This window comes from Hymenobacter cyanobacteriorum, from assembly GCF_022631375.1.
GTDB lineage: Bacteria > Bacteroidota > Bacteroidia > Cytophagales > Hymenobacteraceae > Hymenobacter > Hymenobacter cyanobacteriorum.
The window spans coordinates 389,392-411,222 of sequence record NZ_JALBGC010000004.1; the positions used below are offsets into that span (position 1 = coordinate 389,392).

Genomic DNA, 21,831 nt, shown 5'->3' on the forward strand with positions numbered 1-21,831 from the left:
AGCGCGCCGCCGTAGCTTAGTGCCCGTATCCGTATATGAAACCCCGCGCTTATTCATTGGCTCGTCCGCAATTTTCCGTTGTCAGCCCGGTGTATCAGGCCAATGCGACGGTAGAGGAACTGGTGCAGCGCCTGCACGCGGCCTTGCAGCTGCTCTCTCCCGCCTACGAGATTATTTTGGTCGACGACCGTAGTACCGACGACTCCTGGGCGCGGATTGAAGCACTGGCCGGGCAGGACGGCCGGGTGCGGGGCCTGCGCTTAAGTCGCAACTTTGGGCAGCACCGGGCCATTACGGCCGGGCTTGACCATTGCCATGGCGAGTGGGTAGTGGTGCTGGATTGCGACCTGCAGGACCGCCCGGAGGAAATTCCCGCCCTGTTTGCCGCCACCCGCCAGGGCTTCGACCTGGTGCTGGCCTGCCGTACTCAGCGGCGCGATGTCTGGCACACCCGTTTGCTGTCACGGCTCTTCTATTGGGTTCTGGCCTACCTCACCGGCTTGCCACAAAATCCTGAGATAGGCAATTTCGGAATTTACCACCGCCGGGTGATTGCGGCGGTGCTTGCGTTGCGCGAAAGCATCCGCTACTTTCCTACCATGGTGCGCTGGGTAGGCTTTCGGGCCGGGTATTTACCAGTAGAGCACGCGGCGCGGCCGGCTGGGCGCAGCACCTATAGCCTGAGCCGCCGGCTGGGCCTGGGCCTCGATATTGTACTGGTCAGTTCGGACAAACCGCTGCGTTTGGCCGTACAGGCAGGGGGGCTGCTGGCGGCCGGAGCCCTGCTGTTTGTGCCCATTACGCTAGTGCGCTATTGGTTAGGCCTGATTCTGCAGCCCGGCTACGCCAGTCTTATTATTTCAATCTGGTTTTTTTCAGGACTTCTGCTGGCGGCGCTGGGCTTGGTGGGCCTCTACGTGGGCAAGACCTTTGAACAGGTGAAAAACCGCCCGCTCTACCTCATTGATGAGGTGGCGGAACCCGGTTCCCCCCCCGCCTCATGAGCACGCCACTGTTGGAAACGCTGGCTTGGGACAGCCAGTTTTTAGGTTTTGGCGTGGCCCGCGCGGTGGTGGCCCCGGTCAACGTCGATGGGCTAAACGAGCTGCTGGCCGAGGCCCGCGCCCAGCAATTGCGCTTGGTGTATCTGTTGCTCGACCCTGCCGACTCGGTTAGCGCGGCCGCCGTACAGCGAGTTGGTGGCCAACTCGTCGACCGTAAAGTGCTGTTGCAGCGGCCGCTGGCCGGTCCACTCCCCAGCAGCCCGTCCAATGCACAGCTAGTTCGTGCCTGGAGCCCGGCTCTAGAAGAACTGGCCTGGCAAAGCGGCACGTATTCTCGCTTCCGGCTCGACCCGAAATTTGCCCCAGGAGTATTCGAACGGCTCTATAGCCAATGGCTGCGGGACTCACTCGCCGGCGAGTTGGCCCGGGCAGTATGGGCGTGCTTTGACCCCGATGGCACACCCACTGGCCTGCTCACGATGCAGGCCGATGGTGAAGTGGCCACCATCGGCCTGCTGGCGGTGCGCGCCGGCAGGCGGGGGCAGGGCCTGGGCCAGTACTTGCTGCAGGCCGCCCTGCCCGCGGCGCGGGAGTGGCAGTGCGCGCAAGTGCGCGTCACCACGCAGCTCGACAATGCGCGTGCGTGCCGTTTCTACGCCTATTGCGGTTTTACGCCTGCGCACATCGAGCACGTTTACCACCTCTGGCTCTGAAGCCGGAGCCCTTGGGCGTACCTTTGCTGGCCAGCTGCCTGCGCATGTCGTTTGCCATTCCCTTCAACAAGCCTTATTTCTCCGGCCACGAAACCCGCTACATCGAGCAGGCCGTACGCTCGGGTAAAATATCCGGCGATGGTCTTTTCACCCAACGGGTGCATGCGTACTTCGAGCAGCAACTTGGGTTTGGCCGGGCACTGCTGACCACTTCCTGCACCGACGCATTGGAAATGGCCGCGCTGCTGCTCGACATCCGTCCCGGCGATGAGGTTCTGATGCCATCTTTCACCTTCGTGAGCGCTGCCAACGCGTTTGTGTTGCGCGGAGCCAAAGTAATATTTATCGATAGCACGCCGCTTAACCCCAACCTCGATGCCGGGGCACTGGCTGCCCTTGTCACGCCCCGTACCCGGGCCATTGTGCCGGTGCACTACGCCGGCATTGCCTGCGACATGGATACGGTGCTGGCCGTGGCCCGCCAGCACCAGGTAGCCGTGGTAGAAGACGCTGCTCACGCCATCGACAGTTACCACCACGGCCGCCCCTTGGGCAGCCTGGGCCAGCTGGGCACGTTCTCTTTTCACGAAACCAAGAACATTATTGCCGGCGAGGGCGGCTTGCTAGCCATCAACGACCCGAAATATGGGGCTCGGGCCGAGATTATCCGTGAAAAGGGTACTTCCCGGTCAGCATTTTTTCGCGGCGAAGTGGCTAAGTATAGTTGGGTGGATGTGGGTTCGTCGTTTCTTCCTTCCGACATCATTGCCGCCTATCTCTGGGCTCAGCTCGAAAACCTAGCCGATATTCAGCAACGCCGCCGGGCCATCTGGCAACGCTATGCCCATGCGCTGGCTCCGCTAGCTGCCCACGGAGTGGGCTTGCCGCAGCTGCCCGCCTACGCCACCAACAACGGCCATCTGTTTTACCTCGTATGCCGCAGCTTGGCCGAGCGCACCGCGTTGATTGCGGAACTGCGCCATCACGGCATTATGGCGGTTTTCCACTACGTGCCCTTGCACAGCAGCCCTTACTACCACCCGCAGCATGACGGCCGGGCCCTGCCATGGGCCGACCATTACGGCAACTGCTTAGTGCGGCTGCCCCTGTTCTATGAGCTGACCGCTGCTGAGCAGGACCATGTTGCCGGGGTTGTGCTGCAATTTTACCAAACTTATTAAGTAAGCTTTCTTCAGTGCGCATTCTATTCGTCGTTCCCTATCCGCCCGGCCGGGCACCTTCGCAGCGCTTCCGTTTCGAGCAATACCTTGACGTGCTGCAGGCAAGCGGACATCAATACCGGCTCGTGCCTTTTCTGTCGGTAGCTACCTGGGATATTCTATACCGGCCCGGACACACCATTGCCAAAGCGGTAGGAATCCTCGGCGGCTTTGCCCGACGGGCAGCCCTGCTGTTTTCGGTGCCGAAGTACGATTTTGTGTTTGTGCACCGCGAAGCTGCACCGGTAGGCCCGCCCATATTCGAGTGGCTGATGGCCCGGGTGCTGCGCAAGAAGCTTATTTACGACTTCGACGACGCCATTTGGCTAGCCAATACTTCGGAAGCGAACAAGATTGCCGCCGGCGTGAAGTGGCACCACAAGGTGGCCGATATTTGCCGCTGGGCTTACAAAAACAGCTGCGGCAATACCTATCTGGCCGACTACGCTCGGCAGTTCAACCCCCGTGCCATTGTCAACCCCACCACCATCGACACAGTGAACCTGCACAACCGGGTGCGCGACCAGGCAGCTCCCGGCCGCTTGGTTATTGGCTGGACGGGCACGCATTCCACCTTGAAATACCTCGACCAAGTGGTGCCCGTACTGGCTCAGCTTGAGGCCGAAGGCCTGGATTTTGAGTTCCGAGTTATCTCAAACCAGCCGCCAGCTTTCCCGCTGCGCTCGCTGGTATACCTTCCCTGGCGCAAGGAAACCGAGATTGCCGACCTACTGGGCTTTCACATCGGCCTGATGCCGCTGGAAGACGACCTTTGGGCCAAAGGTAAATGTGCATTTAAAGCCCTGCAATACATGGCCTTGGGTGTTCCCCCGCTGGTGTCGCCAGTGGGCATGAATACCGAAGTGGTGCAGCACGGCCAGAATGGTTTTGTGTGCGCCACGCCCCAGGAGTGGGAAGCAAGCCTGCGCCGGATTCTGGCCGATGCCGGCTTGCGTCAGCAGTTAGGTGCAGCAGCCCGTGCTACCATCGAGCAGCGTTATTCGGTAGTGGCCAACACCCCCAACTTTCTGGCCTTGTTCAGCTAGCGTTAGGCACGGGCCAATTGGGCAGTTCTTGCTTGGCGCGCCTTGCGCAGACTGGCCGCTGAATTAATAAGGCTTTGCATAATATATAGCCCGCTCAGATAGAAAGGCATGAGGGGAATTTTATAACGTACCAACGTGCCGAAGTTACCACTGGAAATGCCGACGGAAACGGCGAAAATCAGACTAAACACAAAGCAAAGTGTAAGCACTGGCACACTGCTTACGGTGGCCAACGCTCTGCCTACGCCCACTTGCCATAAAATACGCAGTGTGAGAATAAGAAAATAAGTTGACTCCAAGGCGGAAAGTAGCATAGTAGGGTTGCGAGCCTCCCACAGAAAAGGACGGAATAATGCTACTACTACTGCTTGCGGGGCAAGTTTGGCCATACCGCCCAAAGTGCCATCCTGAACCCCAATGTTATAACCCGAGCCTTGTTCTGTTTTGCTTACCTGTTGCAAGTAATCGGCAGTAAGCTTGCTTTGTTCTCCAATTTTATCAAGATTAAAACGAGCATCGGCCGCAGCTAATTGTGACATCGCAAAAAAGGCAGCAACAGCTCCTAAACCCAGAAAAACCGGCTTAGCCAATAGGCGTACAAGCGGGCTACGTATATCTCGAGTACTTTCATTGAATACCCACAACAAGGCTGGCGGCATGAATGCCAGCAGAATATAGATTTTCATGGCGAAGACAACGCCTACTGCCCCGGTTCCGAGTAATACACAGCGCAAAATATCACGTCGCTGGATGGCACCTCGATAAAAAGCATAAAACAACCAGCCCAACGCACCCAAACAAAGCGAATCTTTAAGCAAGCCCGAGCCCCAGAAAAATACCGAAGGCAGGAAAAATACGGCCGTAGCCAATTCCTTATAAGCGGCCGGCTGAATCTTGGCGAAAGTCATGTACATAGCCCACATGCCCGTGAAGGTGGCGGCAGCAAATAGCACGGCAATCACAGTGTAGGTGTTGAAACTGAGTAGCGCAAAAACAGCGGCTACTCGAATTACAAAGTATTCATTGCTCCCATGACCAAACCAAGTCAATTGGTCGGTGTATTTACTAATTGCCGGGGTCACATCGCCAGAAGTTGTAACCAACTCGAAACCCGCCGCAAACGAATCACCAAAAGCATGGTAAACAATGCCAGCCTGGTGGTAGTAGTTGTTGGTATCGCCTGCGTACAGCGTATGATAAAGAATGCCTAGAGCAATAGCTCCGACCAGCTTCACTGTTAGGGCCGGAATAAAGTACTTTTTTGTATATACGTTTGTGACCGATGACCGTACTCCATAGGCAATAGCATAAATGAGAGCTAAATAAAAAGGAGTAATAAATAAGTCTTTGAGTTCCATTGCTTATACGGCCTTACGGTTCTTTTTCAGCCAAAGACTTGCCTCTTTATACATCTCCGATTTGCGAGAGGCCTTATCAGCTACCACTTCGTAATAGCGCTTAGCAGCTGCTACGTCTTTTTCTTTCGCCGCTATGCGAGCCAAATTGGCATTGGCAAACAGGTAAAATCCGCCGTCGGTGTCACCAGTACTTTCCGAAAACACGATGCAACGCTGAAAATAATCCTTCGCCTTGGCCAAATCGCGGTAGCGGTTTTGCATCAGATAGCCTAAGAAATAGCTGGCGTAGCGCCCACTAATGGCCTCGTAGCCAGGCATGCCTTTGTTGATTTTATCGAGAATTTCGCGGCTCACCCGCTCACAGTCAGTGAACTCGCCTTGGTCGTAAGCCAGCAACGCGTAGAAGCGTTGAAAGAAACCGTTGTCAGGATAAGTAGTGGCCAACTGCTTGGCCACGGGTAGGGCTTCTTCAGCGTTGTTTTCCTCATTTTTGAGGATACGCATTAAAAATACCTTCGCCTCGGTGGCGGTGTAGAAGCCATTGGCGGCTACGCTGCGCAACTGCTGAAGCCCCACTTTCTTATCGCCTTTCGGAAAAAACAGCAGCACTGGCTTGAGCAATGTGTAGTTCTCGCCAATCCAAACCGAATAGTAGTTAAACAGGGCCTGCCCGAACTGAAATTCCGGGCTTAGTCCATTGGCTTCCTGGCTCTTTTTGAGGTAGTTGAGTGAGCGTCGAGCATCTACGGTCGCTTTGCGCCAGTCGTGACGCTCGCCGTGCAGCCGGGCCGAAAACCCGTAGGAGGCTGACAGGAAAAAGCTGGCTTCGTAATTGTTGTTGTCGGCATCGAACAGCTTCTGGGCTTTGGTCGCGGCCGTATCGATATAGGCGAAAAAAGCTTTGTCGTACTGTGTCGACTGAAAATTAGATGGCTGAATTTTCCACCACGTGCTGAGGCCCAGTAAAAAGTAGGGCATGGGGTGGTTGGGGTAGCGGCGGCGCAACGAGCGAAACTGCTTCTCCGCTTTGTCGAACTTAAAATTGTAAATATTATGGACGGCCCCATCTAGTTCCAGCTGAATGTCTTTGTCGAGCAGAAGCCAGCCTTTCGTGTCCACCGCCGACGGTAGTACGCCTACCGAATCGAGAGCCACGGTGCGCATCGGCGGCACCTGGCGAATGGTATCAGGCGTTTGGGCTCGGCCCGGCAGCGGCAGCAACAGCAGCGCGAGGCAGAAACAAAGCAGCGAACGCAGCATAAACGGTATATAGAGGGCAGGACTGGCGTTCCGCGGAAGAGCCGAAGGGGAAATGGAACAGCTAAAGTACGGACTTTGGCCTAGCTTTGGACGTTTTCCCGGTTTCCTATGCAACTCCTGCACCAGCTTTGCCGCATCGCGGCCCCCTCGGGCAACGAAGCTCAACTCACCCAATTCGTCCTCGACTACGTGCGTCGGCACCAAGCTTCGTGGCAGCACCAGCCCCGCGTGGTGGCCCACGAAAACCTGCAGGATTGCCTGCTGCTGGTGTTTGGTGAGCCCCGCACAGCCGTTTTCGCCCACCTCGACAGCATCGGCTTCACGGTGCGCTACGGGCGCCAGCTCGTGCGCATCGGGGGCCCGCAGGCCGAGGCCGGATATCGATTGGTAGGGAAGGATTCGCAAGGTGAGATAGATTGTACTTTAACGGTTGATGAAGAAACCGGCGAACTTGGCTATGCGTTCCCGCGCGAAATCGACCGGGGCACCGAACTGACGTTTTACTGCGACTTCCGCGAAACCGAAAATACGGTACAAAGCTGCTACCTCGACAACCGCCTTGGCGTGTGGAATGCCCTGCGCCTATGCGAAACGCTGGAGCACGGCATCATCGCCTTCTCGTGTTGGGAGGAGCACGGCGGCGGCTCGGTGGCCTACCTGGCCAAGTATATTTACGACACCTACGGCGTGCGCCAAGCCCTCATCTCCGACATTACGTGGGTGACAGAAGGCGTACATGCGGGCCAAGGCTGCGCCATTTCGCTGCGCGATTCGCTCATCCCGCGCCGCAGCTACGTCAACCGCATTCGGGCCATTGCCGCCGCTTCGGGCGTCCCGCACCAACTCGAAGTAGAAGGCAGCGGCGGCTCCGACGCCAAAGAGCTGCAACACGCCGCCGCGCCTTGGGACTGGTGCTTCATTGGTGCGCCTGAAGACCACGTGCATTCACCTGATGAATTGGTGCACAAACGCGACATCGATAGCATGCTCGTCCTCTACCAGGTGCTGATGCGCGAGCTGTAAGCGAGAGCCAAATAAATAATTCGATTTTCGCCGCACGAGCCCTGATTGAAGCAATTCAAATCAGGGCTCTAGTGCTGTCTGGACCGGTATCGATTGCGGAGCGTCTGGTTGGCCGGAAGTACTTGGCAAAAGGCTTTTGCTAAAGAGATTAATTGAAAAGGTTGTATTCGATAGCATTTCCGCTATTTTGCGAACCGAAAACCGCTTAACTCACTTTTTCCCACCCATTCACCTTTTATGACGAATTACCTCTACGCAGTGCCCGCGTTGGGCATTTTTGCCTTGCTCTACACCTGGCTGCGCGCCGGTTGGGTGGCCCGGCAGGATGCCGGCGATGCCCGCATGACGACCATCGCCGGCTATATCGCCGACGGCGCCATTGCCTTCCTCAAGGCCGAATACAAGGTGCTGGCCCTGTTCGGCCTCATCGCCGGGGCCTTCCTTTTCTACCTGGGCAGCACCAGCGGCAACTCCAGCCCGGTCATCGTCATCGCCTTTCTCATTGGCGCGGTGTTCTCGGCCCTGGCTGGCTTCATCGGGATGAAGATTGCCACCAAGGCCAACGTCCGCACCGCGCAGGCAGCCAAAACCAGCCTTAGCACCGCGCTCAATGTGTCGTTTTCAGGCGGCTCGGTGATGGGCATGGGCGTGGCTGGCTTGGCCGTACTTGGCTTGGGTTCGCTGTTCATTGTGTTCTATAAAATGTTCGTGCCTAGCGGCCTCGCCAACGGCACAGAGATGGAGAAAGCCCTCGAAGTCCTCACCGGCTTCTCGCTGGGCGCGGAAAGCATTGCCCTGTTTGCCCGCGTGGGCGGCGGCATCTACACCAAGGCGGCCGACGTTGGGGCTGACCTCGTGGGCAAAGTCGAAGCCGGCATTCCTGAAGACGACCCTCGCAACCCCGCTACTATTGCCGACAACGTGGGCGACAACGTGGGCGACGTGGCCGGCATGGGTGCCGACCTGTTCGGTTCTTATGTGGCGACAATTTTGGCCACTATGGTGCTGGGCCGCGAAGTAACTGTAGCCGGCGACCAGTTCGGCGGCCTGTCGCCCATCTTCCTGCCGATGGCCATCGCCGGTATGGGCATCATTGCTTCGCTCATCGGCATTCTCTGCGTGCGGGTGAAGGAGGGGGGCAACGTGCAGGCAGCCCTCAACCTGGGCAATTACATTTCGGTCATCGTGTCGGCCGTAGCTTCGTACTTCCTCATCATGTGGATTCTGCCTTCGGGTAATTTCGAAATTCGCCACGTCAGCTTCGATGCTATGCACGTGTTCTACGCCGTGGTGGTGGGCCTCGTGGTGGGCACGCTGATGAGCATCATTACCGAATACTACACGGCCATGGGCAAGCGACCGGTGATGAGCATTGTGCAGCAAAGCAGCACCGGCCACGCCACCACCGTTATCGGCGGTCTGGCCGTGGGCATGGAATCGACGGTATTGCCGATTCTGGTGCTGGCCGCCGGTATCGTGCTCAGCTTCAAGGCAGCGGGCCTCTACGGCGTGGCCATTGCCGCCGCCGGTATGATGGCTACCACGGCCATGCAACTGGCCATTGACGCCTTCGGTCCCATTGCCGACAACGCCGGCGGCATCGCCGAAATGTGCGAACTGCCCAAAGAAGTACGCGAGCGTACCGACATCCTGGATGCCGTGGGCAACACCACCGCCGCCACCGGCAAAGGCTTCGCCATTGCCTCAGCGGCCCTCACCTCTCTGGCGCTGTTTGCCGCCTTCATGGGCACGGCCCACATCGATACCATCGATATTTCGAACGCCGAAGTGCTGGCCGGCCTGTTTGTGGGCGCCATGATTCCGTTCATCTTCTCGGCGCTGGCCATTGCGGCCGTGGGCCGCGCGGCCATGGCCATGGTGCAGGAAGTGCGCCGTCAGTTCCGCGAGATTCCGGGCATTATGGAAGGCACCGGCCGGCCCGAGTACGAGAAGTGCGTGGCTATTTCAACTACCGCTGCTATTCGGGAGATGATTCTGCCGGGCGCCATTGCGCTGCTTTCGCCCATTATCGTGGGCTTCCTATTTGGGCCGCACGTACTGGGTGGCCTTCTGGCCGGCGTCACGGTGAGTGGCGTGTTGATGGCCATGTTCCAGAGCAACGCCGGCGGCGCGTGGGACAACGCCAAGAAGTCCTTCGAAAAAGGCGTGATGGTGAACGGCAAGATGGAATACAAAGGCTCCGATGCTCACAAAGCCTCGGTAACCGGCGACACCGTGGGCGACCCTTTCAAAGACACTTCCGGCCCAAGCATGAATATCCTCATCAAGCTGATGAGCATCGTGTCGCTGGTTATTGCCCCCCACATTGCTCAGAAGGATGGCGAGCGCGGCATGGCCCCGGTGCAGCTCGAGAAGGAGCGGGTGGAAATTACCAGTCATCCCCACGTGCGCTATGCCTTTGCCGAAGCGGCTCCAGCCGCTGCGCATTTCATCTACACGGTGCTGGTGAAGTAGCCTGAACCGCAGATTTAAGAAACGAAGCGGATTGAACGGGTTACGTTTGCCCTGACTCGTGAAACAAAAAGGCCGCTACTTTATAGGTAGTGGCCTTTTTGGTGGTATGCCATTCATTCAAAAAGGTGGCAGGCAGTTGAATCCGTTCAATCCGTTTCATCCGTTAAATCTGCGGTCCAGACGATTCCGGCCGTAGCTTTGCACCCTCATTACACCCCCTCGCGCCGCATGGGCCACGCCAACGTTACCATCCACAACAAAGAATTTCGGCCGTATCTGTCGGCTAATCAGCTGGATGAAGCTGTGGTAGCGCTGGCCACCCGCCTGAGTGCCGACTACGCCGGCCGCCGGCCTTTGTTCGTGGTGGTGCTTACCGGCGGCTTCATGTTTGCCTCCGATTTGTTGAAATATTACCGGGGCGATTGCGAGATTGTCTTCATCCGGGTAGCCTCCTACGAGGGCACCGGCAGCACCGGCGTGGTGCAGGAAGTGTTGGGCCTGCGCGAAGAGGTGCAGGGCCGCGACATCATTCTCGTCGAAGACATCGTGGACACCGGCACCACTATGCACCACCTGCTGCCCACGCTGCAAAGCAAAGGCCCGGCGTCGGTGGAGATTGCCACGCTGTTTTTCAAGCCCGAAAGCCTGCGCCACGAGTTGACTATCCGCTACGTGGCCAAGGAAATCCCCAACGATTTTGTGGTGGGCTACGGCCTCGACTACGACGGGCTGGGCCGCAACCTGCCCGATGTGTACGTGGCCGTGTAGCAACGATTCTGCCCCCGATTGAGTAACTTGCCCAACCCCACCATACCACCTGCCTCCGCGCAACTCTCCTCGTTCATGTTGAATATCGTGCTGTTCGGCCCCCCCGGCGCCGGCAAAGGAACCCAGAGCCAGAAACTCATCGCCCACTACAACCTCGTGCACCTGAGCACCGGCGACCTGTTGCGCGCCCAGATTGCTGAAGGCACCGAACTGGGCCTGACCGCCAAAAAGCTGATGGACGAAGGCCTGCTCGTGCCCGATGCCGTGGTCATTGGCATGATTGGCAGTGCCCTGGAAAATAACCCTCAGGCCGGCGGCTTCATCTTCGATGGTTTCCCCCGCACCGTGGCTCAGGCCGAAAGCCTCGACCAACTCATGGCCGCCCACAACACCCACATCGGCTGCATGATTGCGCTCGAAGTGCAGGAAGAAGAGCTGGTGAAACGCCTGCTGGAGCGCGGCAAAACCAGCAACCGCCCCGACGACCAGGACGAAACCAAAATCCGCCGCCGCGTGACGGTGTACAACACCGAAACCGCCCAGGTGGCCGGCTACTACGCCGCCCAGAAGAAATTCCACGCCCTCAACGGCATCGGTCCTATTGACGGCATCTTTGGCCAGATTTGTGGCCTGATTGACCAGCACCAAGCGGCCAAGCCCGAAGCACCCGCCGAGGCAACCAAAGAAGTAAAAGCTTAAGAAGTGTTGAATGTTGAGTTTTAAGTGTTGAGATAAACACTGACGAGTTGCCGGGAAAGAGCCTTTGGCTCATTTCCGGCAACTCGTTTTTTAACTCCATTCCTCAACTGATGACTCTCCAATCATTCAACACTCAACATTCAACACTCAAAATTTCAATACCCCGTGGCCTCCAATAACTTCATCGACTACGTCAAACTCATCTGCCGCTCGGGCAAGGGCGGTGCCGGCTCGCACCACTTTTTCCGGGCCAAGGGCCTGCCCAACGGCGGCCCCGATGGCGGCGACGGCGGCCGCGGCGGCCACATCATCCTCGAAGGCAACTCGCAGCTTTGGACGCTGCTGCACCTGCAGTACCAGAAGCACGTGTTCGCCAAAGACGGCGAAGGCGGGGGCGAAAACCTGCGTTCCGGCGCCCAGGGCGAGGACATCGTGCTGCAAGTGCCCCTCGGTACTGTGGCCCGCGATGCTGCCACCGGCGACCAGATGCTCGAAATCACGGAGCACGGCCAGCGGCTCATCCTCGTGCCCGGTGGGCGCGGCGGTTGGGGCAACGACCATTTCAAGAACTCCATCAACCAGGCCCCGCAGTACGCGCAGCCCGGCGAGCCGGCCATTGAGGCCATCATCATCCTGGAGCTGAAGCTACTGGCCGACGTGGGCCTCGTGGGCTTTCCCAACGCGGGCAAGAGCACGCTGCTGTCGGTGGTATCGGCGGCCAAGCCCAAAATTGCCGACTACGCCTTCACCACCCTCGTGCCCAATTTGGGCGTGGTGGCCTACCGCGACTACAAATCCTTCGTGATGGCCGACATTCCTGGCATCATCGAGGGCGCGGCCGAGGGCAAGGGCCTAGGCACCCGCTTCCTGCGCCACATCGAGCGCAATTCCATGCTGCTCTTCATGATTAGCTGCGACTCGCCTGACATCAACGCCGAATATGAGGTGCTAATCGGCGAACTGGAGCAATTCAACCCCGACCTGCTGGAGAAGAAGCGCCTGCTGGCTATCACAAAGTCCGACATGATTGACGAGGAGCTGGAGGCTGAAATCCGCGCCACGCTGCCGGAAGAAGTGCCGTCCATATTCATTTCCAGCCTCACGAATAAGAACATCGTGCCGCTGAAGGACCTGATTTGGAAGGCGCTTGAAGAAACTCGTCGCGACGCTGCCCCAACCAAGCGCCAGGGCCTTGGTGAAGAGGAGGGCGATGAAGAATGGCCATCTTAGCGCTAACGCGATTTAGAAGGTGTTGCGTGAGTAGGATTAGCCTTCCACCGGCTTTCTATGGGTGTAAACGAACCCAAACTCGCGCATTAGATTTTGTAAATCCGGCTGTCCATCTATGGAATCCTCTGATTCGTAATCCCAACCGGGTGAGCCAACTAATAGTACTAAAGAATTTAATTCGATAGCACGCTTACAAACGTGTCGAATCAGGAAAGCAAAGTGTTGTTCATCAGGGCTGAGGCCAACCAGTTTTGGTTGAGCCGATGGGTTGAAAACCGCTAATACTTTTCCTGCTTTAGTGTCAAGGTGTCGCTGAGGCCCTAGCGCTTTGATTGCTGCGGGAAAAGGTGACCATTGCAATGCCAGTGTGACCGGTGCAATCGGAATAAATACAGACGGTATTAATTCAGCATCGCTAATGAGCATTTCTATGTCTCGCGCTTGGTCCTCAACGTCGAACTGAAATGACATTGCAGCACAAGCTTCTTTAGCTTCTCGCGCATACACATTTCGCGGGTCTTTTAGAACCAGCAGCCAATAAGCAAAGGTGTTGCACCAAGCCTCGCTCCCTTGAGCTTCATTAAGCGAATCAAAATCGAGGCTTTGCATAAAATTGAAGTAAAATAGACGCAAAGTAACGAGGTGCCACTATGGCAGCCCGCGCCCCTTTGGCAAGTGAATTGCGCCCGCAGCTTGACTAACCGGCTAACCCCGTGAAAAACCCCTTCCGACGAATATTTCCGCAAATGGCTAACGAGCAAAACCTGCCCCAGGACGACAACCTGACCGCTGACCCCAACCACGTAGCTGGCGAAATGGCCGATGCCGACGGCGAAACCACCGATACCGCCGCCGCTTCGGAAGCCTCCGCATCGGCCGCGCCGAAAGCCGATGGCTCCCGTACCGATGCCGAGCTAGCTGACCTTAAGGACAAATACCTGCGCCTCGCCGCCGAGTTTGAGAACTACAAGCGCCGCACCAGCAAGGAGCGCATTGAGTTGTTCAAAACCGCCAACCAGGAGTTGATGACGGCCCTGCTGCCCGTGCTCGACGACTTCGAGCGCGCCCGCGCCGCCACGCAGGCTACCACCGATGCCAACGCTGTGCGCGAAAGCATCGACATTATTCAGAACAAGCTGAACAAAACCCTGCAGCAAAAGGGTTTGACCGCCATGGAAGCCAAGGGCGGCGACTTCGATGCCGAACTGCACGAGGCCATCACCCAGATTCCCGCGCCGAGCGACGACCTGAAAGGGAAAATCGTGGACGTGGTGGAGCAAGGCTACTATTTGGGCGACAAGGTGATTCGCCACGCCAAAGTGGTGTTGGGGCAGTAATTTTAGGGTTTGGATTTAGAACAATAAATAAAGACGGTCATGCTGAGCGAAGTCGAAGCATCTCTACCGCGAGAGTAACTGATTACTTCCTCGGTAGAGATGCTTCGACTTCGCTCAGCATGACCGGTCGGATAACACCACGCAGATGGCTACGAAGCGCGATTATTACGAGGTATTAGGCATTACCAAAACGGCGGAAGGCGACGTTATCAAGTCGGCTTACCGCAAGATGGCCATCAAGTACCACCCCGATAAAAACCCCGACGACCCGACCGCCGAGGACAAGTTCAAGGAAGCCGCCGAGGCTTACGAAGTCCTCAGCAACGCCGATAAGCGGGCGCGCTACGACCGGTACGGCCACCAGGGCATGGGCGGCAACGGCGGCGGCTCGCCCAACATGGAGGACATCTTCTCGCAGTTCGGCGATATTTTCGGCGGGGGCGGGGGCTTCGAAGGCTTCTTTGGGGGCGGACGCCAAGGCGGCGGCCGGCGCCAGAAGAAGGGCTCGAACCTGCGCATCAAGCTGAAGCTTGACTTGGAGGAAATCGCCAACGGCGTCGAGAAGAAAATTAAGGTGAAGCGCTACGTGGCCTGCCAGCCGTGCAGCGGCACCGGCGCCAAAAACGGCACCGACCTCAAAACCTGCCCCACCTGCCAGGGCCAGGGCCAGACCAAGCGCGTGGTGAACACCATGCTCGGCCAGATGGTGAGCAGCAGCACCTGCCCCACCTGCAACGGCGAAGGCAAAACCATTGTGAGCACCTGCGACGTGTGCAAAGGCGAAGGCCGCCAGCTGCACGAGGAAGTGATTCCCATCAACATCCCCGCCGGCGTGGCCAACGACATGCAGCTGAGCATGAACGGCAAAGGCAACTTCCCTGAGCGCGGCGGCGTACCCGGCGACCTGCTCATCCAGATTGAGGAGGAGCCGCACGAGTTCCTGAAGCGCGACGGCAACAACATCATGTTCGAGCAGTACATCTCGTTCGTGGATGCGGCGCTGGGCGCGAGCCTGGAGGTGCCCACCATCGAGGGCAAGGTGAAAATCAAGGTGGACCCCGGCACCCAGCCGGGCAAAATCCTGCGCCTGCGCGGCAAAGGCATCAAAGACCTGAACGGCTACGGCCGCGGCGACCAGCTCATTCACCTGAACGTGTGGACGCCCAAAAACGTGAGCAACCAGGAGCGCGAGCTGCTGGAGAAGCTGCGCGACTCGGACAACTTCACGCCGCACCCCGGCAAGAACGAGAAAGGCTTCTTTGAGAAAGTGAAAGAGTACTTCGCGTAATTCTATATTGAATAGTTTTGAAAAGCCCCGTTTGGCCGTTGGTCAGGCGGGGCTTTTTTCGTCTGTCATGCTGAACGCAGTGAAGCACCTTGTCACGCGTGAGCCAGTCGTTCAAACGTGATAAGGTGCTTCACTGCGTTCAGCATGACAGACGATTGTGGTTATTGCGGAAATTTTCACGGGTGGCTGTAATGACAATTCCATACAGGCGATTCACTCCCCGAAACACTCTTACCCCGCATGGCCTCCGCCACCCCGTCTGCTGATTTTGTTGCCGCGCTACACGAGTACCAGCCGCTGCTGCGCCGCGTGGCCCGGCTGTACTGCCAGGATGCCGACGACCGGCAGGACTTGTTCCAGGAAATGGTGCTGCAGCTGTGGCGGGCGTGGCCGCGCTACGTGCCGCAGCCCAACGCCAAGCTCAGCACCTGGCTCTACCGCATTGCGCTGAACGTAGCCATCTCGAACCTGCGCCAGCGCTCCCGCCGCCCGGCCCCGACCGAGCTGGATGCCGAGGCGCTGGCCGTGGCCCAGGCCCCGGAAACGGGCTTCGACGCCGACGACCGCGCCCAGCTCTACCGCGCCATTGGCCGGCTGTCGGAAGTGGACAAGGCCTTTATTCTGCTCTACCTCGAAGACCGGCCTTATGAAGAAATGGCCGACATTCTCGGCATCACCCAAAACAATGTGCGCGTGAAAATGCACCGTGTGCAGGAAAAACTCCGCGCCCTTTTAGTCCCCGCCGCCTGATGGAACTCGATGACCTTCGCCGCCAATGGCAGCAGCCCGAAACTACGCCGCCACCTGTAAACCCTGCCACTTTGCGTAGCATGCTCGCGCACAATGCCGGTGGATTGGTTGAGAAAATGCGTCGGAATACCTGGTATGAGGTGGTTTTTACGTTGGGCATCGTTGTCGTAGTGCCTTTCTATGCGTGGCATAGCTGGGGGAAGGCCATGGAATTGATGCTGGCCGCCTCCATGCTGCTGGTGTCGTCGATTTTGCTGATAAATTATTACCAGCAACTGCAGCTACTGCGCCGCATGGGGCAGCCCGATATTCAGGTGCGAGCGCATTTGGTGGCGTTGTGCGCGGGGTTGCGCCAGCGGCTGCGGTTTTACTATCGCTTCACCCTGGCCACGTTGCCCTACATGCTGCTCATGCTCTGGGCGTTTCATGTGGGCAAGGAACTGGCGCATCCGGGCGCGTTTCACTGGAAATTTATCCTCGTCCTGGCGGCGGCTTACGTCGTGCTGGGGGCCATTGTGCAGGTAGCCATTATATACCTCACCCGCTGGTACCTCCAGCGCCTCTACGGCCAGCACCTCGACCGCTTCGAAGCCAATCTGCGCGAGCTGGACGAGGACGAACCTGGCCGAGCCGGATAACGCTGCTGGCCCCATTCATCCGGCTTATTCGCCGCTTGAGGCCGGTTTGTCACCGTCTGGCTCCCGGCCGCTGGCGCACCACGGTGGCGCTTAATACATTTGCTTAGCGACATTCTTCTACATTTAACCCGCCAATCAACCCTTCTTTCTGTGAAACCAATACTGGAAGCCATCGACGTGCGCAAGGCCTACGCCAACCACGTCGCCCTCTCGGGCGTGAGCCTGGAAATACCGGAGGGCAGCATTTTCGGCCTGCTCGGGCCCAACGGCGCGGGCAAAACCTCGCTCATCCGCATCATCACCCAGATTACGGGGGCTGATGAGGGCGAAATCCGGTTTCGCGGCGAGAAGCTGAACCCAAGCCACATTGCCCAAATCGGCTACCTGCCCGAGGAGCGCGGCCTCTACAAAAAGATGAAAGTAGGCGAGCAGCTGCTGTACCTGGCCCAGCTGCGCGGCCTGACGAAAGCCGATGCCACGGCCCGCATCAAGCAGTGGCTGAACCGTTTCGAGATAAAAGAGTGGGCCGGCAAAAACGTGGAAGACCTGAGCAAGGGCATGCAGCAGAAGGTGCAGTTCATTGCCACGGTGCTGCACGACCCCAAGCTGATTATCCTGGACGAGCCGTTTTCGGGCTTCGACCCGATTAATGCCAACCTGATTAAGGACGAAATTCTGGAGCTGCGCAAGCAAGGGGCCACCATTATTTTCTCGACGCACCGCATGGAATCGGTGGAGGAGATGTGCGACAACATCGCCCTCATCAACCGCTCGCGCAAGGTGCTCGACGGGCCGATTGAGCTGATTCGAAACCAATTCAAGACCAACACCTACGAGGTGGAAGGGCGGGGCAAGCTCATTCTGGCGCATCCCGATTTTGAGGTAATTGAGCAGAAAGAGCGCGAAAACGGCCACTTCTACGCCCGCGTGCAGCTGCACGACGGCGTGCGGCCCAACGACCTGCTGCGCTACCTGATTGGAGCAGTGGAAGTGGAATCCTTCCGCGAGAAAATCCCGAGCATCAACGAGATTTTCATCCGGCGCGTGGGCGAAACCATGCCCGAAACGCTGGTGGAGGAAACCGCCTGATAATTAGCCATTAGCTGATGGCTATTAGCTGTTAGCTCTTGCAAAAGGACAGGCCATACGGCTGCCGCTATTCTCTTCAAATAAAGGCTAATAACTAACAGCTATTGGCTAAAAGCTAACAAAACATGGCTTCCAAATTTTTCCTCATTGCCCAGCGCGAATACCTCACCCGCGTGCGCAAAAAAGCCTTTATTGTGCTCACGCTGGCCGTGCCGCTGCTGCTGGCGGCGTTCGGCTTTATCATTGCCAAAGTGGCCAGCTCCGACAACGACACCACCGACGTGGTAGAAGTGCGCGACGACTCGGGCCTGAACGTGGCCAGCCGCCTCGCCAGCACCCCGCAGCTGCGCTTCGAAGCGGCCACCGGCACGCTGGCCGAAGCCAAAAAAGGCTTCCTGAAAGCCAAGCACGACGGCCTGGTGTACCTGCCCACCGGCCTCGACGTGGAGAAGCCCACCGGCGTGCAGTTTTTTGGCAAGGGCAACATCAGCTTGAAAAAGCAGCTGGCCGTGGAATCGGCGCTTAACAAAGCCTTTTCGGAACTGAAAATGCAGAAGTCCGGCCTCACGCAGGACCAGCTCGACCGCCTGCGCTCGAAAGTGGATATGCAGGCTGTGAGCCTCGACGAAACCGGCAAGGAGGCTAATAGCAACGCGCTGGCTACGTCGGGCGTGTCGTATGCGCTGGCGCTGGCCATTTACATGTTCATTTTCATCTACGGCGTGCAGATTATGCGCGGGGTGGGGGAGGAGAAGTCGAGCCGCATCATGGAAGTGATGTTGTCGTCGGTGAAGCCATTTGACTTGATGATGGGCAAGATTGTGGGCATTGCGGCGGTGGGCCTCACCCAGTTTCTGCTGTGGGGCGTGCTCTCGTTTGGCGTAAGCTCGGTGGTGTTGCCGTTGCTAACGGGTAAGGAAAAACCGAAAACCGAAGTAGCGGCCGGCACGGCGGCCCCCGGCGCGGCGGCCACTGCGGCTGACAACGACGAGCCCCAAAGCGCGGGCGAGCGGTTCGACAAAAGCATGGAGGCGCAGAAGCAACAGCCCGTCATGACAGGCCGCTTTAAAGCTTTTGAGGCATTGGCTAATCTGCCGCTGGGTACCATTTTGTTCGGCTTTATTGCCTATTTCCTCGGCGGCTACCTGCTCTACGGGGCGCTGTTTGGGGCCGTGGGCGCGGCCGTCGACGACCAGACCGATACCCAGCAATTCATGTTCCCCATCACGATGCCGCTCATTCTGAGCTACATCGTGGGTGTGTCCGTCATTCTGCGCAACCCCGACGGGCCGGTGGCTTTCTGGATGTCGATGTTCCCGCTCACTTCACCCATTGCCATGGTCATTCGCCTGCCGTTTGGCGTGCCGATGTGGCAGCTGGGCCTGTCGGTCTTCCTGCTCATTCTGGGCTTTGTCGGCACGGTATGGGTGGCGGCGCGCATCTACCGCGTGGGCGTGCTGATGTACGGCAAGAAGGTGACGTACAAGGAGCTGGGCAAGTGGATGTTTTATAAGGGCTAACGCTTTTATCTTCGCGGCATGAAAATTCATCTGCGCTTCATCATTGGTTTGCTGCTGCTCGCATTGCCTTTGCTGGGCCTGAAATGCAGCAAGGAAGAAATTATCAAAGCCACCGAGTTCGACATCACCGTGCGCGTAACCGGCGAGCACCTCGACGGGCTGGGCGCGGAGATGAAAGTGACCTCGGTGCGCAACGTGCTGAACCCCAGTGCGGGTCCGGTGCTCACGCAAAGCTTTGGCCCGACGGTGAGCCAGACGTACTCGCTCGGCAAATTCGGCCTTCAGGACCAGGTGACGGCTTTTATCTACTTCACCAACGTCACCTGTACCTCGGTGGTGCAGCCCGCCGCCAACACGTCGCTGCTGGTGGAGGTACTGGCCAATGGCGTGCTGGTAAGTCAGGTACGGCTGAAGCCGGGCACCACCGGCGGCAACTTCACCTGCACCCCATACTGGACGAACAGCGACGAATCGCACGGCGACGACTGGGACTAGCGCGGCGATACAAACCACCCCGCGAGAACGTGATGCCAAAGCCGGCGTCGCGTTCTTTGCATTTAAACCTGCTTGTTGCTATGCGTTTTTCGCTTCGTTTCATCGGCCTCTTCCTGCTGCTCAGCAGCTTTACCCTACGTGGCGACCGGCCCGCCTACCGCCTTTTCAGCGCCGCCGGCGCGCCGGCCGACTACGACCAGATGCTGGCCGAATTGGCTCAGGCCGATGTGGTGCTTTTCGGCGAGCAGCACAACGATGCCCTCACGCACTGGCTTGAGCTGCAGGTGGCCAAGGACCTGCTGAAGCTAAAGAACCCCGGCCAGCTGGTGCTGGGCCTGGAGATGTTTGAGCGCGACGTGCAGCCGCTGGTGGCCCAATACGCCGCCGGCACGCTGGCCGATACCGCCTTCGAGCGCCAGGCCCGCCCGTGGCCCAACTACGCCACCGACTACCGCCCGCTGTTGCAGTTCGCCCGCGAAAACCACGTGCCCGTCATCGGCACCAATGCTCCGCGCCCCTTCGCGAAAGTAGTGGCCCAGCGCAGCCTCACCGCTCTCGATAAGTTGCCCGCCACCGACCGCGCCCTGCTCGCTCCGCTGCCGCTAAAAGTGGACTACGACCTGCCCGGCTACAAAAACATGGCCGTCATGTTTGGCGGCGACAGCCAGGCCCACGGCGGCGGGGCCCAGAACATCATCCAGGCCCAGGCGCTGAAGGACGCCACCATGGCCCACTTCATCGCAGCCAACCGCCAGCCCGGCCAAACACTGCTGCACGTCAACGGCAGCTACCACTCCGACCACCACGACGGCATTGCGGCCTGGCTGCGGCAGGCGGCTCCCAAGCTGCGTGTGAAAACCATTTCGGTGGTAACGCAGGAGCAGCTCCAGACGCTAGCGAAGGAGCAGGTGAACGTGGCGGATTACGTGGTGGTGGTGCCGACCGATGCGGCGAAGACGTATTAGAATGGGACAATAAGAGCCAGCAGGGAGCGAATAACCTGCTGAAATGGATTGGCGGCAGAAACCGTAAATTGCGCATTCAAATCGCTGCGAATTCTATTTTTTGGCTTCACTGCCTTCCCTAATGTCTGACCTTACTTCCCAGAAGCACACTCTGTTCCAGCAAGTAGCTGAAACACTGAAGCAGCAAGGCTTCACAATTGCCAAAGAAGACCCCACGCGCCCATGGGGCGGCTTTTTCGTAATTGACGAAGACCAGGCCCAGCAGTTTGCCGACACCTATTTTGACGGATTATCCGTTGACAACCTGCGCATTTCGGGCAAGCTGAGCCCCAAGGTGCTGCTCGTGGCCCCACACCAGCGCCTGAGCTGGCAGTACCACCACCGCCGCGCCGAAATCTGGCAGGTGGTGCAGGGCCCCGTGGGCGTGGCTACCAGCGACACCGACGAGCAGGGCGAAGTTAAAAGTTACCAGGTGGGCGAGCGCATCATCCTCAAACAAGGCGAGCGCCACCGCCTCGTGGGCCTGAAGGATTGGGGCGTGCTGGCCGAAATCTGGCAGCACACCGACGCCAACCAACCTTCGGACGAAGACGACATCGTGCGCGTGCAGGACGACTTCGGGCGCTAAACGCGGATGATAAAAAGCAAAAAAAGCCCGGTCATGCCGGGCTTTTTTTATTGAATTTTGAGCCGTGAGGGCTATTCGGTTTCTTCGCTGGGTTTCACCTTTTTCATTGCTTCAGCCAGCGACTGCTGCAGCTTGGCGCCGGAATCAGCCGGGGCTTTTTCGCTGATGTTGTACTGCTTTTGCAGCCGTTCCCATTCCTCAATGGCAATGAAGACGCCAGTGATTTTGCCTTTGTCGTCGGAGAGATATTTAACGTCCATGCGTGGTGGGTATTTAGAGTTTGAGTGGAATCGTCATGCAGAGTGCAGCGAAGCATCTTTACTGC

22 protein-coding genes are annotated in these 21,831 nt (G+C 58.1%); 18 read left to right on the top strand and 4 right to left on the bottom strand.

All coding sequences use genetic code 11. The features are described from left to right. The first annotated feature begins 35 nt into the window (after nt 1–35). From MON38_RS15935 to MON38_RS15950, 4 genes are read left to right on the top strand one after another with little or no spacing between them, the layout of a single operon-like run. A complete protein-coding gene (locus MON38_RS15935; RefSeq protein WP_241937140.1) occupies nt 36–1,004 on the top strand; it encodes a glycosyltransferase family 2 protein in 969 nt (322 codons plus the stop codon). Beyond that, nucleotides 1,001–1,717 (top strand): GNAT family N-acetyltransferase, encoded by a 717-nt coding sequence (locus MON38_RS15940; protein WP_241937141.1) that lies wholly within the window; start codon nt 1,001–1,003, stop codon nt 1,715–1,717. Before MON38_RS15935 ends, MON38_RS15940 begins: the two co-directional genes overlap by 4 nt. Nucleotides 1,718–1,728: 11 nt before the next feature. Continuing rightward, nucleotides 1,729–2,898, top strand: a complete 1,170-nt coding sequence (rffA, locus tag MON38_RS15945) for a dTDP-4-amino-4,6-dideoxygalactose transaminase (protein WP_338423780.1) — start codon at nt 1,729–1,731, stop codon at nt 2,896–2,898. 14 nt (nt 2,899–2,912) lie between these two features. Next, complete coding sequence (locus tag MON38_RS15950) at nt 2,913–3,983, top strand: glycosyltransferase family 4 protein (protein ID WP_241937142.1); 1,071 nt, start codon at nt 2,913–2,915, stop codon at nt 3,981–3,983. A gap of 2 nt (nt 3,984–3,985) precedes the next feature. Here the strand turns inward: MON38_RS15950 and MON38_RS15955 are convergent, their stop codons facing one another. Next, entirely contained in the window at nt 3,986–5,341 is a 1,356-nt protein-coding gene (locus tag MON38_RS15955; protein WP_241937143.1) for a hypothetical protein, read from the bottom strand. Nucleotides 5,342–5,344: 3 nt separating this feature from the next. Continuing rightward, complete coding sequence (locus MON38_RS15960) at nt 5,345–6,715, bottom strand: tetratricopeptide repeat protein (protein WP_241937144.1); 1,371 nt, start codon at nt 6,713–6,715, stop codon at nt 5,345–5,347. Here MON38_RS15960 and MON38_RS15965 point away from each other — a divergent pair. From MON38_RS15965 to obgE, 5 genes are all read left to right on the top strand, one after another. Next, nucleotides 6,710–7,624, top strand: a complete 915-nt coding sequence (locus MON38_RS15965) for an aminopeptidase (protein WP_241937145.1) — start codon at nt 6,710–6,712, stop codon at nt 7,622–7,624. The two genes, MON38_RS15960 and MON38_RS15965, sit on opposite strands and share 6 nt — an antisense overlap. Before the next feature lie 237 nt (nt 7,625–7,861). Beyond that, nucleotides 7,862–10,099, top strand: coding sequence for a sodium-translocating pyrophosphatase (locus tag MON38_RS15970; RefSeq protein ID WP_241937146.1), 2,238 nt, complete (start codon nt 7,862–7,864; stop codon nt 10,097–10,099). A 198-nt stretch (nt 10,100–10,297) separates the two neighbouring features. Then, nucleotides 10,298–10,867: a phosphoribosyltransferase gene (locus tag MON38_RS15975; protein ID WP_338423781.1), complete on the top strand. Its 570-nt coding sequence runs from the start codon at nt 10,298–10,300 to the stop codon at nt 10,865–10,867. Between the two features lie 75 nt (nt 10,868–10,942). Beyond that, the gene (locus tag MON38_RS15980; RefSeq protein ID WP_241937147.1) at nt 10,943–11,566 is read left to right on the top strand and encodes an adenylate kinase; all 624 of its coding nucleotides are present in this window, start codon (nt 10,943–10,945) and stop codon (nt 11,564–11,566) included. A gap of 165 nt (nt 11,567–11,731) precedes the next feature. Continuing rightward, complete coding sequence (obgE, locus tag MON38_RS15985) at nt 11,732–12,796, top strand: GTPase ObgE (RefSeq protein WP_241937148.1); 1,065 nt, start codon at nt 11,732–11,734, stop codon at nt 12,794–12,796. Nucleotides 12,797–12,832: 36 nt separating this feature from the next. Here the strand turns inward: obgE and MON38_RS15990 are convergent, their stop codons facing one another. After that, nucleotides 12,833–13,405 carry a hypothetical protein gene (locus tag MON38_RS15990; protein WP_241937149.1) on the bottom strand — a complete coding sequence of 191 codons (573 nt, stop codon included), beginning with the start codon at nt 13,403–13,405 and terminating at the stop codon, nt 12,833–12,835. 137 nt (nt 13,406–13,542) lie between these two features. On the opposite strand from MON38_RS15990, the gene MON38_RS15995 reads away from it, so the two are divergent. From MON38_RS15995 to MON38_RS16035, 9 genes are all read left to right on the top strand, one after another. Further along, nucleotides 13,543–14,133 (top strand): nucleotide exchange factor GrpE, encoded by a 591-nt coding sequence (locus MON38_RS15995; RefSeq protein WP_241937150.1) that lies wholly within the window; start codon nt 13,543–13,545, stop codon nt 14,131–14,133. 145 nt (nt 14,134–14,278) lie between these two features. Further along, the gene (gene dnaJ / locus MON38_RS16000) at nt 14,279–15,421 is read left to right on the top strand and encodes a molecular chaperone DnaJ (RefSeq protein WP_241937151.1); all 1,143 of its coding nucleotides are present in this window, start codon (nt 14,279–14,281) and stop codon (nt 15,419–15,421) included. A 240-nt stretch (nt 15,422–15,661) separates the two neighbouring features. Continuing rightward, nucleotides 15,662–16,171: an RNA polymerase sigma factor gene (locus MON38_RS16005; RefSeq protein ID WP_241937152.1), complete on the top strand. Its 510-nt coding sequence runs from the start codon at nt 15,662–15,664 to the stop codon at nt 16,169–16,171. Nucleotides 16,172–16,242: 71 nt separating this feature from the next. Next, nucleotides 16,243–16,809, top strand: a complete 567-nt coding sequence (locus MON38_RS16010; RefSeq protein ID WP_241937153.1) for a hypothetical protein — start codon at nt 16,243–16,245, stop codon at nt 16,807–16,809. A gap of 150 nt (nt 16,810–16,959) precedes the next feature. Then, a complete protein-coding gene (locus tag MON38_RS16015; RefSeq protein ID WP_241937154.1) occupies nt 16,960–17,898 on the top strand; it encodes an ABC transporter ATP-binding protein in 939 nt (312 codons plus the stop codon). Nucleotides 17,899–18,023: 125 nt separating this feature from the next. Then, entirely contained in the window at nt 18,024–19,418 is a 1,395-nt protein-coding gene (locus tag MON38_RS16020; protein ID WP_241937155.1) for an ABC transporter permease, read from the top strand. An 18-nt stretch (nt 19,419–19,436) separates the two neighbouring features. Then, entirely contained in the window at nt 19,437–19,913 is a 477-nt protein-coding gene (locus MON38_RS16025) for a hypothetical protein (RefSeq protein WP_241937156.1), read from the top strand. A gap of 80 nt (nt 19,914–19,993) precedes the next feature. Beyond that, nucleotides 19,994–20,878, top strand: a complete 885-nt coding sequence (locus MON38_RS16030; RefSeq protein ID WP_241937157.1) for a ChaN family lipoprotein — start codon at nt 19,994–19,996, stop codon at nt 20,876–20,878. 121 nt (nt 20,879–20,999) lie between these two features. After that, entirely contained in the window at nt 21,000–21,506 is a 507-nt protein-coding gene (locus tag MON38_RS16035) for a cupin domain-containing protein (protein WP_241937158.1), read from the top strand. A 71-nt stretch (nt 21,507–21,577) separates the two neighbouring features. On the opposite strand, the gene MON38_RS16040 is transcribed toward MON38_RS16035, so the two are convergent. Then, on the bottom strand, nt 21,578–21,766 hold the full coding sequence (locus MON38_RS16040) for a hypothetical protein (protein ID WP_241937159.1): 189 nt from the start codon (nt 21,764–21,766) through the stop codon (nt 21,578–21,580). Nucleotides 21,767–21,831 lie beyond the last annotated feature (65 nt).